This is a genomic window from Mycobacterium sp. SMC-18 (assembly GCF_045310895.1).
In the GTDB taxonomy this organism is placed as follows: Bacteria; Actinomycetota; Actinomycetes; order Mycobacteriales; family Mycobacteriaceae; genus Mycobacterium.
On the sequence record NZ_JBJIAL010000006.1, the window covers coordinates 203,818 to 218,060 of the forward strand.

At 68.2% G+C, this 14,243-nt stretch carries 14 protein-coding genes and 1 tRNA gene; 8 read left to right on the plus strand and 7 right to left on the minus strand.

Annotation, left to right across the window (positions count from 1 at the left end; translation table 11 throughout):
- The first annotated feature begins 66 nt into the window (after positions 1–66).
- Positions 67–489, plus strand: a complete 423-nt coding sequence (locus ACJH6J_RS08090; RefSeq protein ID WP_212806987.1) for a hypothetical protein — start codon at positions 67–69, stop codon at positions 487–489.
- Positions 490–492: 3 nt separating this feature from the next.
- Here the strand turns inward: ACJH6J_RS08090 and ACJH6J_RS08095 are convergent, their stop codons facing one another.
- Positions 493–984 carry a YajQ family cyclic di-GMP-binding protein gene (locus ACJH6J_RS08095; protein WP_406803785.1) on the minus strand — a complete coding sequence of 164 codons (492 nt, stop codon included), beginning with the start codon at positions 982–984 and terminating at the stop codon, positions 493–495.
- 115 nt (positions 985–1,099) lie between these two features.
- Here ACJH6J_RS08095 and ACJH6J_RS08100 point away from each other — a divergent pair.
- The 3 genes from ACJH6J_RS08100 to ACJH6J_RS08110 all read left to right on the plus strand — a co-directional run bounded on the left by ACJH6J_RS08100 (position 1,100) and on the right by ACJH6J_RS08110 (position 3,497).
- Positions 1,100–1,182: transfer RNA gene (locus ACJH6J_RS08100), tRNA-Tyr, on the plus strand.
- A 101-nt stretch (positions 1,183–1,283) separates the two neighbouring features.
- On the plus strand, positions 1,284–2,201 hold the full coding sequence (locus ACJH6J_RS08105) for an alpha/beta fold hydrolase (RefSeq protein WP_406803786.1): 918 nt from the start codon (positions 1,284–1,286) through the stop codon (positions 2,199–2,201).
- 102 nt (positions 2,202–2,303) lie between these two features.
- Entirely contained in the window at positions 2,304–3,497 is a 1,194-nt protein-coding gene (locus ACJH6J_RS08110; RefSeq protein ID WP_406803787.1) for a permease, read from the plus strand.
- Here the strand turns inward: ACJH6J_RS08110 and ACJH6J_RS08115 are convergent.
- The 4 genes from ACJH6J_RS08115 to ACJH6J_RS08130 form a co-directional block, all read right to left on the minus strand.
- Positions 3,494–6,868: an SMP-30/gluconolactonase/LRE family protein gene (locus tag ACJH6J_RS08115; RefSeq protein ID WP_406803788.1), complete on the minus strand. Its 3,375-nt coding sequence runs from the start codon at positions 6,866–6,868 to the stop codon at positions 3,494–3,496. The two genes, ACJH6J_RS08110 and ACJH6J_RS08115, sit on opposite strands and share 4 nt — an antisense overlap.
- 112 nt (positions 6,869–6,980) lie before the next feature.
- Entirely contained in the window at positions 6,981–7,607 is a 627-nt protein-coding gene (locus ACJH6J_RS08120) for a maleylpyruvate isomerase family mycothiol-dependent enzyme (protein WP_406803789.1), read from the minus strand.
- A 2-nt stretch (positions 7,608–7,609) separates the two neighbouring features.
- Positions 7,610–8,086 carry an SRPBCC family protein gene (locus ACJH6J_RS08125; protein ID WP_406803790.1) on the minus strand — a complete coding sequence of 159 codons (477 nt, stop codon included), beginning with the start codon at positions 8,084–8,086 and terminating at the stop codon, positions 7,610–7,612.
- Positions 8,083–8,403, minus strand: a complete 321-nt coding sequence (locus ACJH6J_RS08130; protein WP_212806982.1) for a helix-turn-helix transcriptional regulator — start codon at positions 8,401–8,403, stop codon at positions 8,083–8,085. The genes ACJH6J_RS08125 and ACJH6J_RS08130 overlap by 4 nt, the downstream gene beginning before the upstream one ends.
- Positions 8,404–8,492: 89 nt before the next feature.
- Between ACJH6J_RS08130 and ACJH6J_RS08135 the strand changes: the two genes are divergently transcribed.
- From ACJH6J_RS08135 to ACJH6J_RS08150, 4 genes are read left to right on the plus strand one after another with little or no spacing between them, the layout of a single operon-like run.
- A complete protein-coding gene (locus tag ACJH6J_RS08135) occupies positions 8,493–9,185 on the plus strand; it encodes an ArsR/SmtB family transcription factor (protein ID WP_406803791.1) in 693 nt (230 codons plus the stop codon).
- Positions 9,186–9,194: 9 nt separating this feature from the next.
- Positions 9,195–9,968, plus strand: a complete 774-nt coding sequence (mddA, locus tag ACJH6J_RS08140; RefSeq protein ID WP_318985723.1) for a methanethiol S-methyltransferase — start codon at positions 9,195–9,197, stop codon at positions 9,966–9,968.
- 1 nt (position 9,969) lies between these two features.
- Complete coding sequence (locus tag ACJH6J_RS08145) at positions 9,970–11,328, plus strand: MBL fold metallo-hydrolase (RefSeq protein WP_318985724.1); 1,359 nt, start codon at positions 9,970–9,972, stop codon at positions 11,326–11,328.
- Entirely contained in the window at positions 11,325–12,581 is a 1,257-nt protein-coding gene (locus ACJH6J_RS08150; RefSeq protein ID WP_406803792.1) for an MFS transporter, read from the plus strand. The genes ACJH6J_RS08145 and ACJH6J_RS08150 overlap by 4 nt, the downstream gene beginning before the upstream one ends.
- Here the strand turns inward: ACJH6J_RS08150 and arr are convergent.
- Both arr and cynR read right to left on the minus strand, forming a co-directional pair.
- The gene (arr, locus tag ACJH6J_RS08155; protein ID WP_406803793.1) at positions 12,568–12,996 is read right to left on the minus strand and encodes an NAD(+)--rifampin ADP-ribosyltransferase; all 429 of its coding nucleotides are present in this window, start codon (positions 12,994–12,996) and stop codon (positions 12,568–12,570) included. The genes ACJH6J_RS08150 and arr overlap by 14 nt on opposite strands.
- A gap of 173 nt (positions 12,997–13,169) precedes the next feature.
- Positions 13,170–14,078, minus strand: coding sequence for a transcriptional regulator CynR (gene cynR, locus ACJH6J_RS08160; protein WP_406803794.1), 909 nt, complete (start codon positions 14,076–14,078; stop codon positions 13,170–13,172).
- Positions 14,079–14,243: the final 165 nt, after the last annotated feature.

Consider the following 14,243-nt stretch of genomic DNA (forward strand, 5'->3'; position numbering starts at 1 on the left):
GTCGCCTGTGCCCTGTTGTTAGGAGGATGTGGCTTGTTTCCGCACAGTGATCGTCCAGCGCACCCGATGACCGATGAAGAGTCCATGGCGCAAGTCCTCGACGCCGGCCGGCAATTGCGGAAAGTGGCTGGGCTGCAAGACGTTACCGGCGGCGGCTATCTCGCCTCCTGCAATGACGACGGCGCTCCGCCGAACCGGGGGTACATCGAGATGAGCGCGCAACTGCCTCCCGGCGTCAGCGGTCACGACTACGCCGAACAGGTCAAGAAGGCCATGCTGGCCGCGGGCTGGTCGGACAAGCTACCCACCCAGCACAACTACGGCGGCACCATCAACCGGAACGGCGTCGCGATCAACATCGAGTACTACCAGGGCGAAAGCCGGCTCGCGTTCAAGCTCTACGGCGAGTGCCGCAACATGACCAACCATCACGGGGACAGCAAGAACGTCGGCACCCACCTGGACAAGGAGCTGAACAGCGACGGCTGAGCGTCAGCGGTAGTTGACGAACTGCAGCGCCACGTCCAGGTCGGCGCCCTTGAGCAGGGCGATGACGGCCTGCAGGTCGTCGCGCTTCTTGCTGGACACCCGGATCTCGTCGCCCTGAATCTGCGACTTGACGCCCTTGGGGCCCTCGTCGCGGATGATCTTGGTGATCTTCCTGGCCTGTTCGCTGCTGATGCCCTGCTGCAGCGTCCCCGACACCCGGTAGGTCTTGCCGCTGGGCTGCGGATCGCCGGCGTCGAACGCCTTCATCGAGATGTCGCGGCGGACCAGCTTCTCCTTGAACACGTCGACGGCGGCCTTCACACGTTCCTCGGTCGAGGAGACCAGTTCGATGACCTCGTCACCCTTCCAGGCGATGGTGGTGTCCGTGCCGCGGAAGTCGAAGCGGGTGGACAGCTCCTTGGCGGCTTGGTTCAGCGCATTGTCGACTTCCTGCCGGTCGACCTTGCTGACGATGTCGAACGATGAATCCGCCATTGGATTGCCCTCCGTATCTGCGCCCCTGGTCGGGGTCCCGTTTTCGTGTTCGGTACATCTTCGTTGTACTCTGCTACTCGCGCCAAACCCGGGGTCACCGGGAGGCGACGAACCCGGCAGGTTGCCCGAGCGGCCAATGGGAGCGGACTGTAAATCCGTCGGCGGAAGCCTACACAGGTTCGAATCCTGTACCTGCCACACTGATCAGGCCCCCTTTCGAGGGGGCCTGACGTGTTTCTGCGGCCGTTGCCCGCAAAGCGTCCGCAGCCGGATTCCGGGCGGTCGTTAGGATTCGACACATGGTCGAGTCGTCTTCGGACCGTGACGTCGTGCTCGACGTCGAGGGCTCCGGTGTGCAACCGCCGGTCGATCCCAAGATCCGCAAACAGTTCGCCTTGCTCGAACGGTTCGCGCCGCCCATCGGATCCCGCTGGGCCACCGAGCTGTGGTGCACCCCGCCGATCATCGAGCAGAGCCTGCGCATGCCGCCCGGTGTCCAGCCCGGCGCACCGCTGGAAGCGCACTGGGACGGCCACCGGATCGCCGGGGAATCCTGGGGCGACGGGCCGCCGGTGTACCTCGTGCACGGCTGGGGCGGCCGCCGGCCGCACCTGGGCATGTTCATCAAACCGCTGGTGACCGCCGGCTATCGTGTCATCGCGTTCGACCTGCCCAGCCACAACGAGTCCGACCCGGGCGCGCTCGCGCCGGGACGCACCACCGCAATCGAATGCGCCGACGCCGTCGCGGCCGTCATCCGCGACCACGGGCCGGCGCACGCCGTCGTCGCGCACTCGCTCGGGGCCAACGCGACCACCATGGCCGCCGCGGTGAACGGCGCGAAGGTCGGCCGGCTGGTGCTGCTCGCGCCGATGGGCGACTACCCGATGTACCTGGACCTGTTCGCCGCGCGCCACAACTTCGGCCCCCGGATCCGTGCGGGCCTGCAGAAGCGCCTGGTCCGCCGGATCGGCATGTCGCTGGAAGAGACCAACATGGTCAACCTCGCGGCCCGCGCGGGCCACCCGCCGCTGCTGCTCATCCACGACCCCGACGACCCCGACAGCCCGTACTCGTCGAGCGTGAAGCTCGCCGCCGCGTGGCCCGGCTCCGAGCTGCTCACCACCAAGGGTCTCGGCAAGCTCGCGCACTATCGCATGCTGCGGCACCGCCCGGCGATCAACGCCGGCATCGAGTTCATCGGCAGCCCGGCCTGATCACCGTCGAGCGTGGGGGATGACGTGGAGATCCGGCCGATTTCCCGCGTGAACCCCCACGCTCGACGATTCGGAACGCCGCTGGCGGGTTAACGTCACCTGATGGACGCCGCGATCGCTGCGATCGGTCACGCACTGGCCCTGGCCGGTTCGATGACGTGGGAGATTCTCTGGGCGCTGATCCTCGGGTTCGCGCTGTCGGCCGTCGTGCAGGCCGTCGTCCGGAAATCGACGATCGTCCGCCTCCTCGGCGACGACCAGCCCAAGACCCTCGCCGTGGCCGCCGGACTCGGCGCCGCATCGTCGTCGTGCTCGTACGCGGCAGTGGCGTTGGCGCGCTCGCTGTTTCGCAAAGGCGCCAACTTCACCGCGGCGATGGCCTTCGAGATCGGCTCCACCAACCTCGTCGTCGAACTCGGCATCATCCTGGCCCTGCTGATGGGCTGGCAGTTCACCGCCGCGGAGTTCATCGGTGGCCCGATCATGATCGTCGTTCTGGCGGTGCTGTTCCGCCTGTTCGTGCGCAGCCGCCTCATCGACGCGGCCCGCGTGCAGGCGGACCAGGGCATCGCCGGTTCGATGGAAGGGCATGCCGCCATGGACATGTCGGTGCAGGGCGAGGGCTCGTTCGCCAAGCGCCTGTTCTCGGGACCCGGCTTCACGTCCGTCTCGCACGTCTTCGTCATGGAGTGGGCGGCGATCCTGCGGGACCTGATCATCGGCCTGCTGATCGCCGGTGCCATCGCCGCGTGGGTGCCGAATACGTTCTGGGAGAACTTCTTTCTCGCCGACGATCCGACGTGGTCGGCGATCTGGGGACCGATCGTCGGGCCGGTCGTGGCGATCGTGTCGTTCGTCTGCTCCATCGGGAACGTGCCCCTGGCGGCTGTGCTGTGGAACGGCGGCATCAGCTTCGGCGGCGTGGTCGCGTTCATCTTCGCCGACCTGCTGATCCTGCCGATCCTCAACATCTACCGGAAGTACTACGGCACCCGGATGATGCTGACGCTGCTGGCCACCTTCTACGTGTCCATGGTCGCGGCGGGCTACCTCGTCGAATTGCTGTTCGGCGCAACGGGTCTCATCCCCACGCAGCGCAACGCCATGGTGATGGAGAGCGGCATCTCCTGGAACTACACCACGTGGCTCAACATCGTCTTCCTGCTGCTGGCCGCGGGCCTGGTGCTGCGATTCGTCCGCACCGGCGGCATCCCGATGCTGCGCATGATGGGCGGCTCACCCGACGCGGGACATGAGGGCAGCCACGAGCACCACGCCGGCCACGACCACCACTAGACGATCTTCAGCACCCGTGCCGTCGTCGTGTACGTGCGGGTCCAGGCGTTGTAGGAGATCCCGGTGGTCAGCGCGCGGCTACCGTCGGCCGTCAACAGCGGATTGCTGCCCACCCCGGTGAGGGCGCTGCCCACCTGTGCGCCGTTGGCGGTGTTGATGACCACGAGCTGGCTCCCGGTGCTGACGACGGCGCGGGTGCCGCCGCCACTGAGGACGAGGTAGCCGTTGTCGGGCTTGAGCGTGAGGGTGCTGCCCAGCTGGAAGCCGGTGGTCGTATCGATCACCGCCACCTGCGACGTGGGGACGCCGGTGGTGTTGAAATTGCTGCTGATGGTCATCGCCACCGCACGCCCGGTGTCGGCGCTGTACTGCACCCCGCCGTTGAGGAAACCGATGAGCGTCACGGTGTTGCCGATCTGCGCGCCGGTCGTCGTGTCGAGCACCGTCAACCGCTCGCTGTTGACGCTCGTGGCCCCGTTGTAGACGGACGTGGTGATCAGCGCCCGGCTGCCGTCGACGCTGATGAGACGGGAGCCGAATTCCTCGCCCGCGAGGTTGAGAGTGGTGCCGGTCTGGGCGCCGGTGAGCGTATCGATCACGGCCACGTGCGTCCCGGCGTTGTCGCCGGCGATGGTGACGGCGCGGCTGCCGTCGGGCGTCATCAGCAGCGAGTGCCAGGTGCCGGGCAGGGTGACGTCGCCGATCTGGTTGCCGGTGGCGAGGTCGACGGTCGCGAGCTTGGTGGTCGTCACCTGAGTGGCCGGGTCGGTCGACGTCGCGGTGATCACCATGCGGGTCCGGTCGGCGCTGAGCTCGCGGGCCCCGTCGCCGGCGACGACCAGTCCGGTGCCGACCGGGGCGCCGGTGGCGGCGTCCAGGACCGCCAGCCGGGTGGTGAACGTGTTGACCGGGCCCTCGGTGCGGGCCATGAAGACGACGCGGTTGCCCGCGGCGTTGAACACCGGTGCGCCGTACGAGATGCCCTCACCGTCGAGGTCCGCGGTGGCGCCGACCTGCGCGCCGGTCGCGACGTTGATCACCGTCGCCTGCGTGGTGTAGCCCGAGGCTAAATCCCCGGTCTGATTGGTGATCGCGGCCCGGCTGCCGTCGGCGTTGAGGACCGGCGGGGCCAGCTCGTTGCCGGCGATCTCGACGGTGGCGCCGAGTTGGGTGCCCGTGGTGGTGTCGAGCACCGCCACCCGCGTGGTGTCCGGGGCCTCCCAGATCGGGCGGCTGGTGGTGATCAGGGCGCGCGTGCGATCGGCGGTCAGGACGGGCGCCTCCAGACTGCTGCCGGTGACGGAGACAGTGGTGCCGGTCTGGGCGCCGGTGAGCGTGTTGATCACCGCGACCTGCGTGGTGCCCGAGCCGTAGGTGGTGGTCAGCGCACGGCTGCCGTCGGCCGACAGCAGCTGCACGCCGACCGCGCCCGGCAGGGTGAGGGTCGTTCCGGTCTGCTTGCCGGTCGCGAGGTCGATCACCGCCAGCTGCGTCGTCGTGGTGCCCGCGGCGGTGATCACGGCCCGCGTGCCGTCGGCGCTGAATGCCGGGACGCCGGGCTTGCCGGCGATGGACACCGTGCTACCGACCTGCTTGCCGGTCGCGGTGTCGATCACCGCGACGCGGGTGGTGCTGGTCGTCGAGATGGGCGAGGGGCCGGTGATGACCAGCGCGCGAGTGCCGTCGGTGCTCAACAGGGTCGAGCCGACGCCCGAGACGCCGACGCTCCCGATCTTCGTCACCGACGTGGCGATGAGTGAGGGCGGCACGAGTACGCGCACGGTGCGGTCGGTCGCGTCGGTGACGTAGACGGCGCCGCCCGGGGCGACGGCGACGGCGTGGCCACCGGCGGCGTCGGTGTCGAACCGGACGGTGCTGACGACGGCCGAGGTGGCGGTGTTGATCACCGAGACGGTGTCGTTGCCGTTGGCGACGTAGGCGATGCTGCCGTCGGCGCTGACGGCCACCGAGCTGGGGGCGGGACCCACCGCGACCGCGCCGGGCAGCACGGTGTCGGTGACGGTGTCGATGGTGGACAGCGTGCTGTTCTGGCCCGCCACATAGAGCTTGCCGCCGGTGCCCAACGCGAGCGCGGTGGGTGAGGTGCCGACCGCGATGCCGGTGACGCCGAGGGTGCTGGTGTCGATCACCGAGACGGTATTACTGCCCTGATCGGCGACGTACACCTTCCCGGTGCCGAGCGCGATAGCGGTCGGTTGGCTGCCGACGCCGATGGTGTCGGTGACGGTGTAGGTGGTGGGGTCGACGACCGACACGGTGCCGCTGCCCTTGTTGGCCACATAGATTCGGCCGTCCGCGCCGACCGTCAAGGCGCTCGGCGTGGTGCCCACCGTGATGTCCTTCGACGACGTGCTCGGGTTGGCGTCGATGCGCTTGTAGCCGACGGTGTTGATGACCGACACCGTGCCGCTGCCGCTGTTGGCGACGTACAACCGGGTGCCGTCAGGGCTCAGCGCCAGTGCGCTCGGCGCGGTACCGACCGAGATGTCCTGCGAGAACCAGCTCGGGTTGGCGTCGATCCGCTTTCCGGTGGTGGTGTTGATGACCGAGACCGTGTTGCTGCCGGTGTTGGCGATGTACAGCCGGCCGTCGGCACCCATCACCTCCGCGCCGGGATTGGTGCCCACCGAAATCGACTTCGAATAGTTCAGCCAGGGTGGCGGGACGTTCGTCGTCGCGGCGGTGGGGACCGGCTGCGCGGCGGTGGCGACCACAGGTTGCGCCGCGGTGGCGGCCACGGGCTGACTCGTCGAGGTGACCGCGGCGGGTTTCGTCTGGGCCTCGATCCGGGTGCGGGTGCCCCAGGCCGCCAGCACGGCGGCCACCGGCGAGAAGTCCGGGGTGACGGGACCACCGTTCGCCGACGACTCGAGGCTCGACGCCGACATGACACTGACGGCGCCGTTCGCCTGCGTCGGGGTGGACGTGACCGACGGCGTCACCGCCGATGTCGCGACGACCGTTGCGGCCACCGCCCGCGGTGCCGGGGCCGATACGGTTTCCACGTCGGCCTGGATGGCGCGCGGCGTGGGCTTCTTCGTGGACCCGGTGACGGTCTTCGCGGTCGCCTGCGTCTTCGCGGGACTGTCTTCCGCCGTCGGTGCGGGTTTGGTGGCGCGCTGCTTCTCGCTGCTCGCCTTGCCCGGCAGGCGCTTGTTCTTGCCTGCCTTCGCGGCGGGCTTCGTGGCGCCGGCCGTCTCCGGCGCGGCGTTCTGTGCCGGCGCTGAGGTGGCTCCCGGATTCGCGGCATCGTCGGCCCACGCCGTGCCCGGTGTGCTCGCGATCGCGAAACCGACCCCGAGTGCCACTGCCAGCCCCCCGACCCGTCCGACGTACGTGGCGTTGTTCATGGTCGGTCCTCTCGCGCGGCCCGAAAGAGGGACATATGTCCCTCTAATGGGAATACCGCATGAGGCGCCGTCTGTCTGCAGTACAAACGGCTGATTTCTCGCGGTTGTGCGATTACCGCAATCTCGCCGCGAGAATCGGCTGACCCGGGCCGCCCAGTTCGTCGACGGCCGCTGGGCGTCCGGTCATCGCCATCAGCAATGCCTCGCCCGTGCCAAGCACCTCGGGCCCCGCGCCGTGCTGCCAGTCGACGTCGGTGGCCCGCAGCCGCAGCCCCCGGATTCGCTTTCCTGCGCCCAGTCGCGGGTTGCCCGGGACTGCCGGGAGGATGCGTTCGAGGCGTTCGGCCGGGATGGTGCGCGGATGGCCGAGCGCCCGGCGGATGTCCTGGTGATGGACGGTCCCGTCGACCAGTCCGATCATCCCGCCGAACCCGGACGTGAGCCCCTGCGGCCGCAGGTGGGCCTCGAGGAAATCCATCAACTGCGCGGGGGTGTAGCTCGCGAAGTCCCGCACGCCGACCTCGTTGGCGCGCACGATCCGCCCCCGGACGAAGCGCTGCAACAGGCCGAAGACGCTGAGCTCTTCGTAGCTCACGACATGTGCGACAACGTCTTTCACCGACCACTTGGTGCACAACGTAGGGGCCCGCCAGTCGGCGTCGGACAGCGTCCGCAGATAGGCGGCGAGGTCGCGACGCTCCTCGTACGCGAGGTCCAGCATGGAACGCTGCGACGACATGGTCACGCCTCCGCGGCGACGATGTCGTGGTACCGGTTCAGGTACAGCGGCCAGCCGGCCTCGCCGTCGACCCCGTCGGCCACCGACCGCCAGCCGGCGCCGTGGCGTTCCAGGTTCCGGTGCTCCAGGTCGACGCGCGTTCGCCCGTCGGCTTCGGCGGTGAACCGCACCTCGACCTCGCTGGTCTTGCCGGGATCGGATTCGACCTGCCATGTCGGCCCGATGTCCCACGAGAAGACCACGAGCTTGGGCGGCTCGTAGGCCAGCACGCGCGCCCACCGGCACGTGCTGCCGTCGGTGCCCACGTCGTAGAGGTGGCCGCCCACATGGGTTTCGAAGACCGTCTCCGCGACGGGGACCGCCAGCAGGTTGTGATCGCGGGGTTTGATGGCGTCGAAGCGGTCGACGAACAACGCGAACGCCCTGTCGACCGGCGCCTCGACGACGACGCTCTTGCGGATCGGTGCCACCTCGGTCATGAATGTTTCCCTTCGTCGTCGGCCAGCTGTTTGAACGCCGTCAAGGTCTTGTCCCAGAACACGTCGAGTTCGGCCCGCAGGGCCGCGACGCCACGGGGGTCGACTTGGTAGATGCGCCGGGTGCCGACCTGTCGGTCGGTCACCAGGCCGGCGCAGCGCAGCACCTTGAGGTGCTGGGACACCGCCGGCCGGCTGACCGGCAGTCCCTCGGCGAGCTCGCCGACCGCGAGCGGCCCGGCGGCCAATCGTTTGAAGATCGTCCGCCGGGTGCGGTCGGCGAGAGCACCCCATGGATCGGCGGTTTCGTAAGTAGTCACTAACGGTAAGTTTAGGCTTACGTATGGTGGTTTGAGAAGGGGTCTGGAAAACCCTTCCTAATCACCTATTCAAGGATTACCTTGAATAGGTGATTAGTGATGCTGGCGCGAAGCGGAAGTTCAAGGACCGGCTCTACGGCGAGTTCGCCCGGATCGGCAAGGCGATCGCCAACCCGCACCGGCTCGAGATCCTCGACCTGCTGGCGCAGGGTGAGCGCACCGTGGAATCGATCGCCTCCGAAACCGGGCTGTCGGTCGCGAACACGTCCCGGCACCTGCAGCAGCTGCGTCAGGCGCAACTCGTCATCGCCCGCCGGGATGGGTTGTTCGTGCACTACCGGATCAGTGGAGCCGAAGTCGTCGGCCTCGTCCTGGCGCTGCGGCACGCCGCCGAGCAACACCTCGCTGAAGTCGACCGGGTAGTGGGCGACTTCTTCGGTGACCGCGACGGCTTCGAGCCGGTCACGCCGGAGGAATTGGCGCGTCGCATGGCCGGTGACGAAGTCGTGGTTCTCGATGTGCGGCCCGAGCGCGAGTATGCGGCCGGGCACATCGACGGCGCGCTGTCCATGCCGGTCGCCGACCTGTCCTGCCGGCTCGGAGAACTCCCGCGTGACAAGGAGTATGTCGCATATTGCCGGGGACCTTACTGCGTGTACGCCGACGAGGCCGTGACGATGCTGCGGGCGAAAGGCCTTCGGGCGCAACGACTCTCCGATGGCTACCCCGAATGGTGGCTGGCGGGTCGGGCGGTGCGCTCGGTGCACCGGGCAACCAACTGAGGAGGAGACATGGTCCGCAACCTTGCGATCGCGTACGGAGCCGTCTGTTACGTCGTGTTCCTCGCGGCATTCCTCTATTCGATCGGCTTCGTCGGCAACCTCGTCGTGCCGCGCACCGTCGACAACGGCATTGCCGCCTCGGCCGGTGAGGCGGTGGTCGTCAACGTGGTGCTGCTCGGCGTGTTCGCGGTACAGCACAGCCTGATGGCGCGACCGGCGTTCAAACGCTGGTGGACCCGATTGGTGCCCAAGGCAATTGAGCGGAGCACCTACGTCCTGCTGTCGAGCTTGGCGCTCATCCTCATGTTCTGGCAGTGGCGCACCATGCCGGCCATCGTGTGGGACGTGACCTGGATGCCGGGCCGCGCGGTGCTGTGGGCGGTGTTCGCGGCGGGGTGGCTGATCGTGCTGCTGTCGACCTTCATGATCAATCACTTCGACCTGTTCGGGCTGCGGCAGGTGTACCTCGCATGGCGCGGAACTCCGTACCGCGACTTGGAGTTTCGCACCACGCTGCTGTACCGCGTCGTACGGCATCCGATCATGTTCGGCTTCATCGTCGCCTTCTGGGCCATTCCCACGATGACCGCCGGTCATCTGCTCTTCGCGATCGCCACGACGGGCTACATCCTGATCGCGATCCAATTCGAGGAGCACGATCTCCGGGCTGCCCTCGGCCGCCAGTACCTCGACTACCAAGGCCGGGTCGCGATGTTGATCCCGGGCCTGCACCGCCGAAGTGCGCACGTGATCAGCGACAGCGTTGTCCCGAAGGAAGCCTGACATGTCCGTCGACCTGGTTCCCCTCGTCGACGAGGGCCTTGGAAACTCCGCCTATCTTGTCGACCTCGGCGATGGGCGCGCACTCGTCGTCGACGTGAGCCGCGATCTGCGTGCCGTGCACGAGGCCGCAGCCAAACGCGGGCTGACGGTCGCCTTCGCCGCCGACACCCACCTGCACGCCGACTTCCTTTCGGGCGCACACCAACTCGCGACCAAAGGGCGGGCGCGCGTCCTCGCATCGGCTGCCGGGCACCGCGAATTCGCGCATACCGGTCTGCATGACGGCGACGAGGTCGACCTCGGCGGGCTGCGGCTGCGCGCCATGCTGACACCCGGCCATACCCACGAACACATGGTTTTCCTGTTACTCGACGGCGCAGCGGAAGTCGGCGTCTTCACCGGCGGATCGCTGATCGTCGGGTCGGCTGCCCGCACCGACCTGGTGGCCGAGGACCGGACCGAAGAACTGGCCCGCGCCCAGTTCGCCTCGCTGCACCGACTCGCCACCTTGCCGGGCGACGTCCGGGTCTGGCCGACGCACGGCGCGGGCTCGTTCTGTTCCGCGCCGCCGGGTACCGAGCGCACCAGCACCATCGCCACCGAGTTGGCGACCAACCCGCTGCTCCAGCTGCCTGACGAAGACACGTTCGTCTCACAGCTTCTCGGCTCTCTCGGCAGCTACCCGCCCTACTTCCAGCGTCTGGGAGAGATCAACCGGCTCGGTCCACCCGTGCTCGACGCGGACCCGGCGCTGCGCAAGCTGACGGTCGATACCGTGCGCGCGCACCTGGCCGACGGGGCCGTGCTCGTTGACGCCCGGCCGCTCGACCGCTTCGCCGACGCACACATCCGCGGTGCCGTCTCGATCCCGCTGCGTCCGGTGTTCGCGAGCTGGCTCGGCTGGCTGATCCCTGCCGACCGCGCCGTGATCGTGGTGCGGGATGCCGACCAGGACGCCGCCGACATCGCGTGGCAGGCGGCGAAGATCGGCTTCGACACCGTCGTCGGCGAACTCGACGGCGGAATCGATGCCTGGGTGTCGGCGGGCCATGACGTTACCGGCATCCCGCTCGTGTCGGCGGGCGACGTCCTGGGGCGTCAGGTGCTCGACATTCGCCAGCGCGCGGAGTACCTGGCCGGGCACCTGCCTGGGGCCGTTCACATCGAGCTCGGCGACGTCGCCGCGCGGGCCGGCGAATTGCCCGACAAGCCGACCGTCGTGATGTGCGGCCACGGCGAACGCGCCATGGGTGCTGCCAGCCTGCTCGCGGCGGCCGGGCTCGGTGACCTCACGGTGCTCGACGGCGGGCCGCATGACTGGGTGCACGCCACCGGCGGCAAGCTCGTGACCGGCGCATGAGGCCCACCGGTCCCCGACTCGGCCTGCGCGCCAACCTCGCCCAGTTCTCCCTGTTGGTCATGGTCAATGCCCTCGTCGGCGGCATGGTGGGCCAAGAACAGACGGTGCTGCCGCTGCTCGCCGAGCAGCAGTTCCACCTGACCGGTTACACCTTTCTGTTCACCTACGTCCTGGCCTTCGGCATCACCAAGGCGGCAACCAACTATTTCGCCGGGACGTGGTCAGACCGGTTCGGCCGCAAGCCGGTGCTGATCCTCGGCTGGCTCTTCGCGGTTCCGGTTCCACTGCTACTGATGTGGGCGCCGGCGTGGGGCTGGGTGATCGTCGCGAACGTGCTGCTCGGCATCAACCAGGGACTCACGTGGTCGACGACCGTCGTGATGAAGATCGACCTGGTCGGCCCCTACCAGCGCGGGCTGGCGATGGGGTTCAACGAAGCCGCCGGGTACAGCGCCGTCGCGCTCACCGCGGTCCTTGCCGGTCACCTGGCCGCCGACCACGGACTGCGCCCGGCGCCGTTCCTCCTCGGCCTGTGCTACGCGGTGATCGGACTGGGTCTGAGCGTCGCGTTTGTCAGGGAGACCCGCGGGCACGCCCACCTCGAAGCCGGTGCTCACCACGACGACCATGTCGGACCGTCGAACCGGGAGATCTTCGTCCGCACCAGCTTCACCGAGCCCGCACTGTCGTCGGCCAGCCAGGCCGGCCTGGTCAACAATCTCAACTTCGGGCTGTCCTGGGGACTGTTCCCGATTCTGTTTGCGCGGCACGGTCTGCCCGTCGACCGCATCGGGGTGCTGGTCGCTGTCTATCCGGCGGTGTGGGGCGTCGGTCAGATGCTCACGGGCGCCCTGTCGGACCGGTGGGGTCGCAAGCATCTGATCACCGCGGGCATGTTCGCCCAGGCGCTCGCGCTCGCTTTGATCGCCACCGTCGACAAGTTCGGGTGGTGGGCTGCGGCCGCGGCGCTGCTCGGCGCGGGCACAGCCATGGTCTACCCGACTCTGCTGGCCGCCATCGGCGACGTGGCGCACCCGCTGTGGCGGGCACGTGCCGTCGGCATCTATCGCCTGTGGCGCGACAGCGGATATGCGGCCGGAGCGGTCGTCGGCGGAATCGCGGCCGACCTGTGGGGGCTGCGCGCCGCGATCTGGGTGGCCGCCGGAATCACCGCGGTGTCCGCGCTGATCGTCGCTGGGCGCATGTACGAGACACACACCGCTCGAGACGCGGCACCCGTCAGTCGTAGATGACGGCAAGGCCCCGGCGTTGCAGGTCGGCCAGGCCCTCGCGCATCGCCTGAATCTGCTCCGGTGAATGCCCGACCCAATCGGTGAGTTCGCCGACGATGCGGACCGGCTCGCGGGTGCGGTAGGAGTGCGTCGGGTTGCCCGGCAGTTTCTTGTCCGTCACGTTGGGGTCGTCCTCCAGCTCGCCCAGCGGCTCGACGATGTAGATGCGGCAGCGACCGTCGCCGGCGGCGAGTTCGGCCCCCCAGGCCGCGGCGTCCAGTGTCCGCGTGACGTAGACGTGGTTCGAGACGCGGCCGGTCTCGTAGTTCGATTCCCACCCGGGCTGCAGCAGATCACCCGCCGCGAGGTCGGCTTTGGTGCCGTGCAGCAGCGCGCCCGACTCATGCACTTCAAAAGGCTTCGGCGTGTTCGTCATGACATCCCCCATTCGTCGTACCGGCTGGCCGGACGATTGTGCGGCACCACCGGGGTCTTGCCGCAAGCCCCGGGGTGTGCCATAAATTGAGAGTGGGAGGAACGTTCACGTTTGAGTTCCCCCGTGCGGCCGGCACGTGAATTGCTTTGCGCGACACGGCTTTCTTCTGACGATCACCCCGGCGGTGCATAGCCGCGATCTGCGACGAGTTCGTGCGTGAGCCGCACGAACGCGGATGCCGCCGCGCTGTGGTAGCCGCCGTCACGGCGCAGGATCGCGACGGTCCGGGTCGGAATGGGCGGGTCCAGTGGCACCGGCGTGAGGTGCGGATGGTCGTGGGTGACGGCGTCCGGCAGCACCGTCGCCAGCGGCGTGCGCTGCACGATCTCGGTGAGGGCCTGGACGGAGTTGGCCTCGATGATGATCCGCGGGGCCACATGGTGTGCCGCGAAATAGGTGTCGATGTGGGTCCGGGTGAGGAAGTCGCTGCTGAGCAGCGCCAGCTGGACATCGTCCAGCGCGCGGACCGGCAGCGGGACCGCCAGACCGGTGGCCCGCGGCCCGCCGACCACGAGGCCGAGGTGCTCGGTGAACAGCGCGGCGAACTCGATGCCGGGGACGGGAGCGCCGACGAACGCGATGCCCACGTCGAGATCGTCGGCGAGCAGGCCCGCTTCGATGCTGTCCTGGGACATCTCGACCACGGTCAGGGTGATCCCGGGATGGCGGGCGTACAGCTCGGCCGTCAGCGGGCCGATGAGATAGGTGATGAACGTCGGGGTGATGCCCAGGCGCAGGTGCCCGCGGGAGAGATCTTGGACGTCCTCGATGGCCCGTTCGGCGGCGGCCAGTTCGCGGAGCGCGCTTCGGGCGCGCTCGGCGAAAGCGGCGCCGGCATCCGTCAGCCGGACCGTGCGGCCGCCGCGGTCGACGAGTTGCACGCCGAGCGTCGTTTCCAGCTGTTTGATCTGCTGCGAGAGCGTGGGTTGCGACACATATAGCTCCTCGGCGGCGCGGGAAAAGTTGCCGTGTTCGGCGACGGCGAGGAGATACCGCAGGTGACGGAGCTCGAGTCCAGCCATGGAGCCAACTATAGATGTTGTCTATGGGAACGGTGAAAACTGGCTATTGGACGTTATAGGTGCTGTTCGTACATGGTGAATGCAGCAAGAAAGGACTCTCAATGAGCCTGTCAAGCCGCCGCAGTGGTGATCTGAGGCGTGTTGGGCTGCCAGGTTCTGTTGTCG